General features: G+C 59.7%; 9 protein-coding genes. 3 read left to right on the top strand and 6 right to left on the bottom strand.

Annotation, left to right across the window (positions count from 1 at the left end; translation table 11 throughout):
- Nucleotides 1-29 precede the first annotated feature (29 nt).
- Both RMV17_RS18735 and xthA read right to left on the bottom strand, forming a co-directional pair.
- A complete protein-coding gene (locus RMV17_RS18735) occupies nt 30-1,364 on the bottom strand; it encodes a phosphate ABC transporter substrate-binding/OmpA family protein (RefSeq protein WP_311881642.1) in 1,335 nt (444 codons plus the stop codon).
- Between the two features lie 189 nt (nt 1,365-1,553).
- Nucleotides 1,554-2,366, bottom strand: a complete 813-nt coding sequence (gene xthA / locus RMV17_RS18730; protein ID WP_034154722.1) for an exodeoxyribonuclease III — start codon at nt 2,364-2,366, stop codon at nt 1,554-1,556.
- A 321-nt stretch (nt 2,367-2,687) separates the two neighbouring features.
- Between xthA and RMV17_RS18725 the strand changes: the two genes are divergently transcribed.
- The 3 genes from RMV17_RS18725 (at nt 2,688) to RMV17_RS18715 (ending at nt 8,803) form a co-directional block, all read left to right on the top strand.
- Nucleotides 2,688-3,338: a GNAT family N-acetyltransferase gene (locus RMV17_RS18725; protein WP_007912451.1), complete on the top strand. Its 651-nt coding sequence runs from the start codon at nt 2,688-2,690 to the stop codon at nt 3,336-3,338.
- 66 nt (nt 3,339-3,404) lie between these two features.
- Nucleotides 3,405-5,132 (top strand): autotransporter assembly complex family protein, encoded by a 1,728-nt coding sequence (locus RMV17_RS18720; RefSeq protein WP_108225631.1) that lies wholly within the window; start codon nt 3,405-3,407, stop codon nt 5,130-5,132.
- A complete protein-coding gene (locus RMV17_RS18715; protein WP_311881641.1) occupies nt 5,129-8,803 on the top strand; it encodes a translocation/assembly module TamB domain-containing protein in 3,675 nt (1,224 codons plus the stop codon). The genes RMV17_RS18720 and RMV17_RS18715 overlap by 4 nt, the downstream gene beginning before the upstream one ends.
- Before the next feature lie 205 nt (nt 8,804-9,008).
- On the opposite strand, the gene RMV17_RS18710 is transcribed toward RMV17_RS18715, so the two are convergent.
- From RMV17_RS18710 to RMV17_RS18695, 4 genes are all read right to left on the bottom strand, one after another.
- A complete protein-coding gene (locus tag RMV17_RS18710) occupies nt 9,009-11,495 on the bottom strand; it encodes a fimbria/pilus outer membrane usher protein (protein WP_311881640.1) in 2,487 nt (828 codons plus the stop codon).
- 84 nt (nt 11,496-11,579) lie between these two features.
- Nucleotides 11,580-12,329 carry a molecular chaperone gene (locus tag RMV17_RS18705; protein WP_311881639.1) on the bottom strand — a complete coding sequence of 250 codons (750 nt, stop codon included), beginning with the start codon at nt 12,327-12,329 and terminating at the stop codon, nt 11,580-11,582.
- Nucleotides 12,330-12,401: 72 nt separating this feature from the next.
- Nucleotides 12,402-12,995: a fimbrial protein gene (locus RMV17_RS18700; protein ID WP_311881638.1), complete on the bottom strand. Its 594-nt coding sequence runs from the start codon at nt 12,993-12,995 to the stop codon at nt 12,402-12,404.
- Between the two features lie 109 nt (nt 12,996-13,104).
- The gene (locus RMV17_RS18695) at nt 13,105-13,752 is read right to left on the bottom strand and encodes a response regulator (RefSeq protein WP_311881637.1); all 648 of its coding nucleotides are present in this window, start codon (nt 13,750-13,752) and stop codon (nt 13,105-13,107) included.

Here is a 13,752-nt window from a genome sequence, read left to right as displayed (position 1 = left end):
TAAGCAGGTTCAACACATCAACATCAGGCTCAATACACCCAAACCTCAACCCGCCGATTCTTGATCCGCCCCTCATCGACATTGTTCGCCGCCACCGGCATCAGCGCGCCAAAGCCACGAACCTCACGCAACACCACGCCGTTCTTCACCAATTCCCGTCGCACCGCCATCGCTCGCAGCTTCGACAGTAAATCCGCGCGTGCCGGGTCATCCTTGGCATCACCAAACCCGACCAATGTCACCGCGCGCTCGGTCTTGTCATGGCGCTTTATATAGTCGAACACCCGCGCCAGATCCTGACGCGCCTTGTTATCGAGATTCGCGCTGCCTTCCTCGAAACGGAAATTCACCGTCAGACGCTGGGCGTGACGGCTGAGCGCTTGATAACCCTCGGGCATCAGCGCATTCGGCGCCACAGTCATGGCGTGCACGGTTTGGCTGATAAAACCATTGGCCGCCACGATCGCCTGACCCTGACGACTTTGTGCAAACGCCACCAAGGCTTTCGCCCACGGATTGTTGCTGTCGGGTGGCAGATAGAAGAACAATCGCCGCGACAGTGGATAGTCCTCGGTCGCGATCAAGCTGTTCAGCGGCAGCATCGATTGCGACGCACCATCGGTAATGGCCACCGCTTTGGCCTGGCGCACGTAAGGCAAACCGATGAAGCCGATGCCCTGAGGATCCGCGCTGACGGCGTCGGACAATTGCTCGCTGGACTCAAACCTTTTCGCTGCGCTACTCAGACTTTTCCCACGACGACTAAGCACCAATTCCTTGAACGTGTCGTACGTGCCGGACTGATCATCGCGCGCATATAAATGAATCGCACCGCCACGACCGCCGAGGTCTTCCCAGGTTTTCACCTCGCCGGCAAAGATCCGCGCCAGTTGCTCGGTGTCCAGTTGCTGCAGCGGATTATCAGGATGAAGGATGATCGCCAGACCATCGATGGCAATGACTTGCTCGGCGGCGGGACTTTTCAGATCGCCCAGTGATTGCAGCGTCTGCAGTTCACTGTCCTTGATCTCGCGGGAGGACGCGGCAAGGTCGGCGCTGGCATTTTTCAACGCGGTGAAACCGGTGCTGGAACCGTGGGCGGCGACCTCGATGACCACACGTTTGCCTTGGGCAGTCTGGCCGACGATGCGCAGTTCGTTGGCGGTGTCCGGGGTTTCGCGGTGGATTTTCAGCAGGCCTTGCTCTTGCAGCAGACCCTCAACGAGTGCCGGGCCGAGTTCGGCACCGATGGTGTTGGAACCTTGAATGCGCAGCGCCGGGCCGTTTTCAGGAAGGGGCAGGGCGGCGGCAGAAACCGACAGCCACGCACTCAAGAGAAACACGCACAAAACACGCAGGGTCATGCCGGCACCGAATCAAGCCAAGGGGATTGCCGGGGAGATTAAGTCAGGCGCATGACCAAAAGATGACAGAGATCGAGTGTGGGAGCGAGCTTGCTCGCGAATGCGCTGTATCAGAAACATCTCTGGTTACTGACACTCCGCTTTCGCGAGCAAGCTCGCTCCCACAGGGGATTTCAAGAGATTCGAAGATCAGGCCAGTTCAAGCCAGATCGGCGCATGATCGGAAGGCTTTTCCATCCCGCGCAGTTCATAGTCGACACCGGCTGCCTTCACCCGCGGCAACAAACCATGGGACGCCAGAATCACGTCAATACGCAGCCCACGCTTCGGCTCATCCTCAAAGCCCCGGCTGCGGTAATCGAACCAACTGAACATGTCCGTCACATCCGGGTTCAAGTAGCGGTAGCTGTCGGTCAGGCCCCAGTTCTTCAGGCGTGCCATCCACTCGCGCTCTTCCGGCAGGAAGCTGCATTTGCCGGTTTTCAGCCAGCGTTTCATGTTGTCCGGGCCGATGCCGATGTCGCAGTCTTCCGGGGAAATGTTCACATCGCCCATCACCACCAGCGGCTGTTCGTTGTGGAACTGGCTTTCCAGCAGCGTTTGCAGATCGCTGTAAAAGCGCTGCTTGGCGGGGAACTTGGTCGGGTGGTCGCGGCTTTCGCCTTGGGGGAAGTAGCCGTTCATGATCGTCACCGGCACGCCATTGGCGTCGGCGAAGGTGCCCCAGATAAAGCGGCGCTGAGCGTCTTCTTCGTCAGTGGCGAAACCTTTGTGGATGGCAATCGGTTCCTGACGCGACAGCATCGCCACGCCGTAATGGCCTTTCTGGCCGTGGAAATACACGTGGTAGCCGAGGGCGCGGACTTCTTCGAGCGGGAACTGGTCGTCGTGGACCTTGGTTTCCTGCAGGCCGATGACGTCCGGCTGGTGTTTTTCGATCAGCGCTGCCAGCTGATGCGGACGCGCACGCAGTCCGTTGATGTTGAAGGAAACGATCTTCATGGTCGGCAGTCCTGGCAAAAGGGCGATGCTAGCTGACATGGGGGAGATGGGCCAGTGTGGGAGAAATCATTTTGGCCTGTGGGATTTATGTTGTCCGCCCCGGCCCCATCGCTGGCAAGCCAGCTCCCACAGGTTTCTGTGGTGCATATGAATGTTGTGTACAACACAGACACTGTGGGAGCTGGCTTGCCAGCGATGAGGCCCGCCCAGTCGATGAAGATCCCGAGTTGGTCTATACCTGTGGGGAACTGTCCCACCGCCAAAAGGTTCGTACCAACAAGAGCGCCGCCATTTGCACGCGCCCCGGGGAGAATCACCGTCATGCCTGAAACCCAGACCGCCATCGCCGACATTCATATGCTCGACCGCGGTTATTCCCGCGAAGCCCGATCGCTGCTCTATCAGGCGTATCGCCACGAGCCGACCTTCGGCTACCTGTTCGAAGCCGAGCGCCCCGGTTACGAACAGCGCGTGCGGGCGACGGTGCGGGAACTGGTCAAACAACACTTTCTGCAGGACCTGCCCGCCATCGGCCTGCTGGTCAACGATCGCCTGATCGGCATCGCCCTGATCGCGCCGCCACAACGCCGTTTGGGCATCACTGAAAGTTGGGCCTGGCGCCTGCGCATGGTGCTTAGCACCGGTTTCCGCTGCACCCGCCGCTATCTGGAATACCACGATGCGGTCGCCGCGTGTGTGCCCAGCGATTCCGTGCACATGCTGCCCTTGTTGGGCATTCATCCACAATTCCAGGGCAAACACTTCGGCGAACAATTGCTGACAGCCGTACACAACTGGTGCGCGGTGGATGAAACCTCGCAGGGCGTGGTGCTCGACACCGGCAACCCGCGTTACCTGGAATTCTATAAAAGGCAGGGTTACGAGGAGATCGGCGAGGTTGCCGTCGGGCCGGTGCGGGAACACGTGTTTTTCCACGCCAATCCGCAGGTGTTACAAACTGCAACAGCATGACAATCGAACTTCTTGGGAAATTTCCTGTTCTATCACGCTCCCAAGCCCGTGATAGCATCCGCGCCTATGAAGTTTCCAGGAAGATTTACCAGTGGCGTGCTCATGCTGTTAACCAGCTGCGCGGCGCTGGCGCAAAGTGAATTGGACGTGCGGATCAAACCGTCCAACGACGAACTTAAAGCCAATATAGAAGGCTATATCGGCAGCCTCGGCGACCGTGACGAAGAAGCCCTGCAACGCTTCAGTCGCGGTGCCGAAGAGCAGGCGCGCAAAGCGGCCCAGGCGTTGGGCTACTACCAGCCGCAGATCGAAAGCGACGTCAAGGGCGGCGACAAGCCGCGCCTGGTGTTGAACATCGATCCCGGCGAGCCAATTCACCTGCGCAACGTCACCCTTCGTGTCGACGGCCCGGCTGCCTCCCTCAAATCCTTTCGAGTCCCGAAAAGCGACGCGCTCAAGTCCGGCGCGGTGCTCAACCATGGCCGTTACGAAGACGCCAAAAGACTTATTCAGAATCAGGCCTCGCGCTTCGGTTTTTTCAGTGGCCATTTCACCAGTCAAAAACTTATGGTCGACCCGCGCGCCGGGGTGGCCGACATCGAACTGATTTACGAAAGCGGCCCGCGTTATGCGCTGGGCAAAGTCAAATTCGAAGGCGACACGCCGTTCGACGAAGACCTGCTGCAACGCATGGTGCCGTTCAAGGAAGGCGAACCCTACGACTCCGAGCTGATCGCCGAGCTCAATCGCGACCTGCAATCGAGCGGTTATTTTGAAGGCGTACGCGTCGATGCCGCACCCACCACGGCGAAAAACGACGTGATCCCGGTGGACGTCAAACTCGACACGCGCAAACCACGGACCATGGGCCTGGGCCTCGGCTATTCGACCGACGTCGGCCCGCGCATCAAAGCCAACTGGACGCGCCATTGGGTCAACCCGCAGGGCGACAGCTATGGCTGGGAAGCGGAACTGTCGGCACCTCGGCAAAACGTCGGTTTGTTCTACGACATCCCGCTCGACCCGCCACTGACCGATAAATTGCGTTGGGCCGGCGGTTATCAATTCGAAGACATCGACGGTTCCGACACCTTGAGCAAACTGCTGACCTTCGGCCCGGAATGGCACAGCAAATTGCCGAGCGGCTGGCAGCGGGTGATCTCGCTGAAATGGCAGCGTGAAGAATATGAACTCGGCGATGACTCCGGCTTGAGCACCTTGCTGATGCCCGGCATCAGTTACTCGTACCTGAAAAGCGACAACCGCATCGACCCGCACAACGGCTATCGCCTGAGCTTCGAAAGCAAAGTGGCGAAGGAAGGCCTCGGCTCGGACAACAACCTTTTATATGGCACCGCACTGGTCAAAGGCCTGACCACGGTGTTCGACAAACACCGGTTCCTCGGTCGCGTGCAGGTCGGCGGCAGCGCCACCAATGGCTACAACTCCGTGCCGCCGTCGCTGCGTTTCTTCGCCGGTGGCGATCAGAGCGTGCGCGGTTACGACTACCAGAGCCTGTCCCCGGAAAACTCCAAGGGTGATCGCATCGGCGGCCGCTACATGGTCGCCGGTAGCGTCGAGTATCAATACTCGATCGCCGAAAAATGGCGCGTCGCGACCTTCGTCGACCAAGGCAACTCTTTCAACAAACTCGAACTGCCGAACCTCAAGACCGGGGTCGGTATTGGTGTGCGCTGGGTCTCTCCGGTGGGGCCGATCCGCCTCGACCTGGCCCACGCACTCGACGACGATGGCGGCATCCGGCTGCACTTTTCCATGGGGCCTGAGCTGTGAAGCGTGGTTTGAAAATGACGGCGCTGGCGTTGTTGGCGCTGGTGTTGTTGATTGTATTGAGTGTCACCGCCGTACTCGGCACGGCGGCCGGCAGCCGCTGGGTGCTGGGCCTCGTGCCGGGGCTGACGGTGGAAAATTTCCAAGGCCGCCTCGGCGGGCAGTGGAGCGCCGATCATCTGCTGTGGCAGCAGGACAGCAGTCGCGTCGAGCTGAACAAGGCAATCTTCGCCTGGTCACCGCTGTGCCTGACGCGCATGACTTTGTGCATCGAACAGCTCAAGGCTGATCAGGTCATTCTGCAATTCCCGCCGAGCGAAGAAACCACCGAAAGCGGCCCGATCAAACTGCCGGATCTGCAATTGCCGGTGGCCATCGAGCTGGGCGACGTACAGGTCGGCAGCCTGTTGTTCAACGGCAGCGAACAGCTTAAAGGCTTGCAACTGGCGGCGCACTGGACTGCCCAGGGCATGCAGATCGACAGCGTGAAATTGCAGCGCGACGACCTCAGCCTGAACCTCTCCGGCACACTCACGCCGACCGGCAACTGGCCGCTTAACATCGCCGGTGACCTGACATTGCCGTCGCCGGGCACTGGGCCGTGGACACTGGCGCTGAAGATCGATGGCGATCTGCTGAAAACCCTCAACCTGCATGCCGACAGTCATGGCTACCTCGACGGCCAGTTGAGTGGCGAGTTGCAACCGCTGGCGGAAAACCTGCCGGCCAAAGTGCGCATCACCGCCGAGTCGTTCAAACCAAGCGCTGACCTGCCGGACACTCTGCAACTCAATCAATTGCTGCTGACCGGCGAAGGCGACCTGGAAAACGGTTACCAGCTCAACGGCAACGCCACGCTGCCCGCCGACAAAGGCCCGGTGGCGCTGTTGCTCAAAGGCAAAGTCGATGCCAGCGGCGCGCAGATCGCCGGCCTCGACCTGACGGCCAACGATAAACAAAGCCTGAAACTCACTGGCAGCGTCGACTGGAGCAAAGGCCTTACCGCGCAAGCCAACATCAACTGGCAGGACTTTCCTTGGCATCGGCTCTATAACGAAATCGACGAGCCAGAGGTCGCCTTACGCACCTTCACTGGCGAAGTTTCTTACACCGATGGTCAATACCTCGGCAACTTCGCCGCCGCCCTCGATGGTCCGGCCGGCGCGTTCACCCTGAGCAGTCCGTTCAGCGGCAGCCTTACACAGATCGCTTTGCCTCAATTGAAAATGCAAGCCGGGCAGGGCAAGGCTGAAGGGCACGTCAATGTGCAGTTCGCCGATGGCATCGCCTGGGACACCGCGCTGGATCTCTCGGCGCTGAACCCGGCGTACTGGGTCGCCGAATTGCCGGGCACGTTGGCCGGGCCGCTGAAGAGCAAGGGCGAAATGAAGAATGAGCGTCTGAGCCTGACCGCCGACCTCGATTTGAAAGGCAAATTGCGCGGCCAACCGGCGATTCTTCAGGCCAAGGCTGACGGCGCTGGCGAGCAGTGGAACCTGAATGCCCTGCAAATCCGCCTCGGCGACAACAGCATCAACGGCAAGGGCAGCCTGCAACAGAAACTGACCGGGCAGATCGACATCAAGCTGTCGCGTCTGGCCCAGCTCTGGCCGCAACTGCGCGGACAGGTTAACGGCCAGGTCAATGTGGCCGGTACGCTGCAAGCACCGCAGGGCAAACTCGATCTGCAAGGTTCGCAATTGGCCTTCCAGGACAATCGCCTGCAAAGCCTCAACCTCGACGCCACCCTCGACAGTGCGCAGCGGGCAAAGATTGATCTGAAAGGCAGCGGCATTCAGGCCGGTGACACTAACCTGGGCGTGTTGACCGCCAGCGCTCAAGGCGACATCAAAAAGCAGAAACTCGACCTCGACCTGATCGGGCCGAAGCTGAAACTGGCCCTCGGTCTGGACGGCAATCTGGATAAAGGCAACTGGCGCGGTCGCCTGTCCAGCGGCGACATTCAGGCCGGTGGCCAGGACTGGAAACTGCAAAACCCGGCCAAGCTGGAACGTCTGGCTGACGGCAAAATCAACTTTGGCGCGCATTGCTGGATGTCCGGCGACGCCAGCCTGTGCGGTGAAGATCAGCGGCTGATGCCGGAGCCGAAACTGCGCTATCACCTCAAGCAATTCCCGATCGAAAGCCTCGCGCAATGGTTGCCGAAAGACTTTGCCTGGAAGGGTAAGCTCAACGCCGATCTGCAACTGGATCTGCCGGCGAGTGGCCCGAACGGCGTGGTCAGCATTGACGCCAGCGGCGGCACCTTGCGCATGAAGGAAAAGGATCAGTGGCTGGACTTCCCGTACCAGACCCTGAAGCTCAGCAGCAAACTCACGCCGAAACGCGTCGACACCGAACTGAACTTCGTCGGCGGCAAACTCGGCGAACTGATGGTGCAGGCGCAGCTCAACCCGTTGCCGAAAAACAAACCGTTGAGCGGCTCGTTCCGCCTTTCCGGGCTGGATCTGTCGGTGGCGCGGCCGTTTGTGCCGATGGTCGAGAAACTCACCGGCCGCCTCAACGGCAGCGGCACGATTTCCGGCGGATTGCTGGCGCCGCTGGTCAACGGCAGCGTGCAACTCAGCGACGGCGAAGTGTCCGGCGCCGAGTTGCCGATGGAGCTGCAGAACCTGCAACTCACTGCCGTGATTGCCGGTGAATCCGTGCGCCTCGACGGCGGCTGGAAAAGCGGCAAGAGCGGGCAGGGCAGCCTGACCGGTAACGTCGCCTGGGGTCAGGCACTGATGGTCGATCTGGCGCTCAAGGGCACGCAATTGCCGGTCACCGTTGAACCGTACGCGAAGCTCGAAGTCGCGCCGGACCTGAAGATTTCCATGGCCGGCGACGAGCTGAAAATCGCTGGCAAAGTGCAGGTGCCCAAAGGCGAAATCACCGTGCGTGAGCTGCCGCCGTCAACGGTGAAAGTCTCCGATGACACGATTATCGTCGGCGCGCAGACCGAAGAGGGCAAACCACCGATGGCCATGAAGATGGACATCGACGTGGTGGTCGGCGAAGACAAACTGGCTTTCGCCGGTTTTGGTCTGACCGCCAATGTGCAAGGGCATGTACACATCGGCGACAACATGGACACCCGTGGCGAACTGTGGCTCAACGACGGCCGCTACAGTGCCTACGGTCAGCGCCTGCAAGTGCGCCGTGCGCGTCTGTTGTTCGCCGGCCCTCTCGATCAGCCGTATCTGGACATCGAAGCGATCCGCCAGACCGACGACGTGATCGCCGGTATTCGCCTGAGCGGCAGCGCCGAGCAGCCGACCACACAGATCTTCTCCGAGCCGGCGATGAGCCAGGAGCAGGCGTTGTCCTATCTGGTATTGGGTCGTCCGCTGAGCACCAACGGCGAAGACAACAACATGCTCGCGCAAGCGGCGTTGGGACTGGGCTTGATGGGCAGTTCCGGGGTCACCAGCAGTCTGGCCAAGGATCTGGGGATTCAGGACTTCCAACTCGACACTGCAGGCAGCGGCGATGCCACCAGTGTTGTGGCCAGCGGCAATATTACCGAGAAGCTCAGTTTGCGTTATGGCGTTGGCGTGTTCGAACCGGCCAGCACCATTGCGCTGCGCTACAAGCTGAGCAAGAAGGTCTATGTCGAGGCGGCCAGTGGCGTCGCGAGTTCGCTGGATATTTTCTACAAGCGCGATTTCTAGATCGCACCTGTTTTATTTGAACCGAGGCGCGGCCTTCGCGAGCAGGCTCGCTCCCACATTCGATCTGTGCCATGCATGGATATGTGTTCGCTCGAAATCCCCTGTGGGAGCGAGCCTGCTCGCGAAGGCGTCTTCTCGTTCATCGATGATGCTGAGGTTGCTGACCTCTTCGCGAGCAGGCTCGTTGCTGATTTGATCTTTGGATTTACTGGGACGGACCGCACACCAGCGAGGCCCGCTCATAGTTCAACGCCTTGTCACGTTCAGGTAACGCATACGGTGCTTCACAACGCTGGCCTTGCCAATTGATTGTGAGCGTCCCGGTGTCGCTTTCCACCAGCGCCAGTGCCTTGCCGCTCGGGTCGGAGATTGCCAGTTGCTTGCCGGCGCCATCTTCCACCGAAGCACCGAAGGGAATCGGCTGGTGCTGCGCATCGAACAAAGCAAATTGCACGCGCCGACCGGTCTTGCTCGCATAGCGCGCCAGCACCACCGCACCGCGGCGCGGCACCACTTGCCGGGTCGCATTATCGATTTCAATATCGCCGCCCAGATCGCGGGTGTCGAGGTTGATCCAGTTTACCCGATAGGGTTGCGCATTGGGCACCACGGCATAGCCATTTCGACCGGTTTTCGCCCCGGAGAAACTGCCGATTTTCACCCCTGAAACCCCTTCGACCTGCGCCAGCGCAAACGTCTCGCCGACGGTTTGCCCGAGGTTGATCCCGCCGCCATGGCCGACAATCGAGCCGGCAAGATTGAGATTCTGCGAGTTGTAGCCGCGCCCCTGACTGTAACCGGCGCTGATGTCCATCACTGACGTGCGGGTGCTGAGATTGACCGAACCGCTGCTGCCACCGGTGCTGCTGTTGCCGCCTTGCACCGAGTAATAAGTATCGCTGTCTTCCGTCAGGTAACCGTTGATCCCGACCTGGGTGCTGTCGGTGGCTTTCTGGGTGCTCGCGGAAACAAACGCTCGCGGCGCGCGCGGTTTTGAACCCAGCGGGAAAGACAGTGACAGGTTGACCAGGGTGTCGTTGTTCGCCGGCCCATAGTTGCCGACATCCTTGGTGTAGGTGGCGCCGAGGTTGTAGCTGACATCACCCCAATAGTTGCTGTAACCCGCCGACAGACTTTGCGATCCGCCGCGGCCCCAATAGCGCTGGTCACTGGCATTCAGGTAGACGCTGCCATATTGCTGATCACGCCCCAGGCTCTGGTTGACGGTCAGGTCGGTGCGGGTTTTCGAGTTGCCCGTGCGTTTTTCGCCCTCGTGGCTCAGTTCCTCGACGTGGTCGGTGAGGGTGCGATAACCCTCGGTCGAATAGCGATAGGCGGCGAGGGTGAAGCTGGTGTCGGTGCCGGTAAAGGTCTTGGCGTACAGCGCCCGCAAGCTGTTGCCCTTGACCGCTTGGCCAAAGGTACGACTGGCGGAATGGGTGACGTCGAGCGACACGGCACCAATCGGCGTATTGCGCCCCGCGCCCACGGACAACGCCTGGAAATCCTCGGTCACCTGCACGCCGACGATGCCGGACAAGTTGCTGCTGATGCCATAGGCCAGCGTGCTGCTGACAAACTGCGGCGACTGTAGATCGTCGCTGTTGCTGTTGTAGCGGCCAGCGGAGAAGCTGTACTTCAGTTGACCTTGACGGACCATGATCGGCAGGCTGGAAAACGCCTGCACCGTCACCCGGCGCTGACCGTCGGCCTCGATAATCGTCACCTCCAGATCACCGTTGGAACCGCTCGGATAGATATCGCTGATTTCGAACGGCCCCGGCGGCACGTTGGCGCTGTAGAGCATGTAGTTGTTCTGACGAATTTCCACAGTCGCGCTGGACTGCGCAATCCCGCGAATCACTGGCGCATAGCCGCGCTCGCTGTCGGCACGCATGCCGTCGTCAGAGGCCAGTTTCAGGCCGCGATAGCGCACGCTGTCGAACAGGTCGGCGTCGGAGAAAATATCCCCGGCGCTGAACTGGCCCTTCAGCGCGGTCAGGTCATGTTGCAGATAGCTGCGGTTGCTCTTGAACGTACTCGGCTGGCCGGTGCTGCTGTTGAAGTTGGACTCGTTGCGCAGGCGCCAGCCGCCGAGGTTGATGCCGTTGCGCAGGCCGACGTTATTGGCAATCGTGTCGGCTGTTTGCGTGCTGTTGCGGTTGCTGCTGACCTGATAGTTGATGAATGCGGCCGGCACGCCTTCGTCCCACAGCGCCGGATCAACATAGCCACGTCGACCGCGTTCCATGGCGCTTTGCGGCACGCTGACCAGCAGGCGCAAGCGTGGCACGTCGTAACGCACGCTGGCATGCTCGATCAATGCGGGCAGGTCGAGGCAGGCGTGCGGATCGTCAGCATCCAGTTTGCCGCTAGCCTGCAACTTGGCGATGTCGACGCCCAACTGCTGGACCATTTCCAGGGTCAGGCAGGCCTGGATCTTGCCGTTGCCGGGGTGGCGGCGGAAGTCGATATCGCGACGTCCGACCAGCGTGTCGTTGCTGTAGAGGTCAACCCGGTAGTTGCCGGGCAGGACGCTGTTGCTGGCGAGCAGCGATTGCACATCAACGGTCGACGCGGCGCCTTGCAGAAACGAGGTATTGAACTGTTCATCGCCGTCAGCCTGGCACGCCGTGCTGATAGCCGAGGCGATCAACAACGATGCCAGGCCGTCGCGTTTGAGTAAAAACATGCAGGAACCCTATATCACCTCCGATACGAACTAACGGAGCGAAGAGAAATACAGTGAAAGTGCGCGATCAAAGCGACTCGCGAGTTATGGAGATTCGTTCTTTGGACGAGCGCGGGTTTCGGCGCTGTTGGAAAGTTGCGCGGTAAAACGATCTTGAGCGCCATAGTCATTAATACTGCTGAACAACAAAATTGGCGTGTTCGTCGAGTGAAGTTGTTTCAGGGCGAACTCTTTGCGTTCGCCGGGGGCGATCATCATCGAATCAAACGGGTGCTCGCTGAGTGCGCCGGATTGCAGGGTGATATCGGCAATAGACACGTGATAAAGACCGGGGTTGTTCACCACCAGCACGCTTTTGCCGGCGCGCTCGGCCAGGCGCCAGGTCAACTCACCCGGTGCAAGGTAGGCGTTGTTTTTCAGGCCCGCGGGGCGGAAGAACACCTTGATGCGCTGACGTACGGCGAGCTGCAAGGTGTTCTGGGTTTTCGCGGTCTGGGGGATTTCCTGCACGTTCAACCAGACCACCGATTCGCGGTCGGTCGGCATGCCGGTGCCTTCGTAGATGACCCGCAGTATTTGCTGTTCTTCGCCGCTGACACGCACCAGCGGCGGTGTGACCGCAAATGGCACGGAAGCGGTTTCGCTGGCTTCGGTGTCGATCCAGGACTGGATCAATACGTCTTCACCGCTGTTACGGACGGTGATGCCGGCTTCCTTGTGCTGGCCGTCGAAGATCAGGCGGGTGCTGCTCAGGGAAATGCCGGCCGTGGCCTGAGTGACCACGAACAGGCCCAGCAGGCCCGCGCAAAATGACAGTGAGTGACGATAAAACATGATGGCTACCGCGCAGATGATTGAAAGCACGGGGCCGCGAGGCCCCGCACCGGGCTCGAAAGTTCGCGCGGGTTATTCGTATTGGAGGGTGAACGGCAGGGTGGCATCGCCACGACCGGCAACAGCCAGTTTCGGGTCAACCGTAGTGACGTAGGCGGCCGAAAATTTCAGCGTGGTATTGCTGTCCTGCAGGGTGTTTTCGATCTTCGCGGTGGCTGGCGAGCTCAAGTCGATCACGGCGCCATTGGCGTCGAGCAAGGCGATACCGATACCTTTTGCAGCCCCCAGGCCGCTGATCAGTCGCAGCACTTTAGTGCCAGGTTCGATGCCCGAACCGGCGCCTTTGGTCGGTTCGAAGAGCATCGCAACCTTGGTGCCAGCGTTGCAGTTGATCTTCATGTCGAAGTTTTCGACGCTCAAGGTGCCGTTGCCTTTCGGCGCAGTCGCGGTGCCCATGTCTTTGATCGACACTTCACCCATGGCGACCGAAATGGTTTTGTCCTTGCCGGCGCTTTCAACCGAACAGGCGTCGTTGTTGATGGTGCCGGTGAAGTTGATGGTGCCGCTGCCGGCCTTGGTCGGGGTCACTGGCGGGTCGGCTGCCAGGGCATTGCCGGCCGCAGCGAACATCGAAAGGGCGAGAAGCGTTCGGGACAACTTTTTCATGTTGCTTTTTCCATTGGTTGGGGAGAAGACAACACAATAAAACGCGCATTACCGTTGGAACATCAGACGATCCTTAGAAGTTCGGAGGATTTCGGAAAGTGTCTTTTAGTTAATTGAACAAGTTGCGTTCGATGCAGTAAGTCATCAACTCCTGATCACTGCTGACTTCCAGTTTGCGCATTGCCGAGACTTTCTGCGTACTGATGGTCTTCGCACTTCTGTTCAAGTGGCGGGCAATGTCGTTGACGCCCTGGCCCTGAACGAACAAACGCAGGATTTCATGTTCCTTGGGCGACAGCCTTGAAAAACGTTCGTCCAGATCAGCGCCGTCGTTCACCACTGATGTCGGCGCGGGTGTCTGCCAGCGCACCGGGCTGCCTTTGGCAATGGCTTTGAGGGCGGCGGCTATTTCATCGTGCAGCTGGTTTTTCTGAATGACCGCCAGCACGCCGAGTTCCTGCAGGCGCGTCAGGATCAACGGATTGGAGATCATGGTCAGCACCAACACCCGAACCTTGGGAAAATGCCGCGTCAGGTATTCCACCAGTTTCAGGCCGTCACCGTAGGGCGACTCGGCGGGCATGTTGAAGTCGGTGATCAACAAATCCACAGGCCGGGTCTCCAGCAGCTTGATCAGCTCATCGGAGCCAACGGCTTCGCCCACCACGCGAAAGCGTTGGTCACGCTCAACCAGTTCCCTTACCCCCAGCAGCACGATGGGATGATCATCGGCGATGACAACGTTGAAGGTTTCCAT

Source organism: Pseudomonas sp. VD-NE ins (genome assembly GCF_031882575.1).
In the GTDB taxonomy this organism is placed as follows: Bacteria; Pseudomonadota; Gammaproteobacteria; order Pseudomonadales; family Pseudomonadaceae; genus Aquipseudomonas; species Aquipseudomonas fluorescens_BZ.
This window is presented reverse-complemented; position numbering and strand designations above follow the sequence as displayed.

What these genes read in the sequence shown, in the direction of transcription:
- RMV17_RS18735 (WP_311881642.1), bottom strand. Translation starts at nt 1,364, where the DNA reads ATGACCCTGCGTGTTTTGTGCGTGTTTCTCTTGAGTGCGTGGCTGTCG.
- xthA (WP_034154722.1), bottom strand. Translation starts at nt 2,366, where the DNA reads ATGAAGATCGTTTCCTTCAACATCAACGGACTGCGTGCGCGTCCGCAT.
- RMV17_RS18725 (WP_007912451.1), top strand. Translation starts at nt 2,688, where the DNA reads ATGCCTGAAACCCAGACCGCCATCGCCGACATTCATATGCTCGACCGC.
- RMV17_RS18720 (WP_108225631.1), top strand. Translation starts at nt 3,405, where the DNA reads ATGAAGTTTCCAGGAAGATTTACCAGTGGCGTGCTCATGCTGTTAACC.
- RMV17_RS18710 (WP_311881640.1), bottom strand. Translation starts at nt 11,495, where the DNA reads ATGTTTTTACTCAAACGCGACGGCCTGGCATCGTTGTTGATCGCCTCG.
- RMV17_RS18705 (WP_311881639.1), bottom strand. Translation starts at nt 12,329, where the DNA reads ATGTTTTATCGTCACTCACTGTCATTTTGCGCGGGCCTGCTGGGCCTG.
- RMV17_RS18700 (WP_311881638.1), bottom strand. Translation starts at nt 12,995, where the DNA reads ATGAAAAAGTTGTCCCGAACGCTTCTCGCCCTTTCGATGTTCGCTGCG.
- RMV17_RS18695 (WP_311881637.1), bottom strand. Translation starts at nt 13,752, where the DNA reads ATGGAAACCTTCAACGTTGTCATCGCCGATGATCATCCCATCGTGCTG.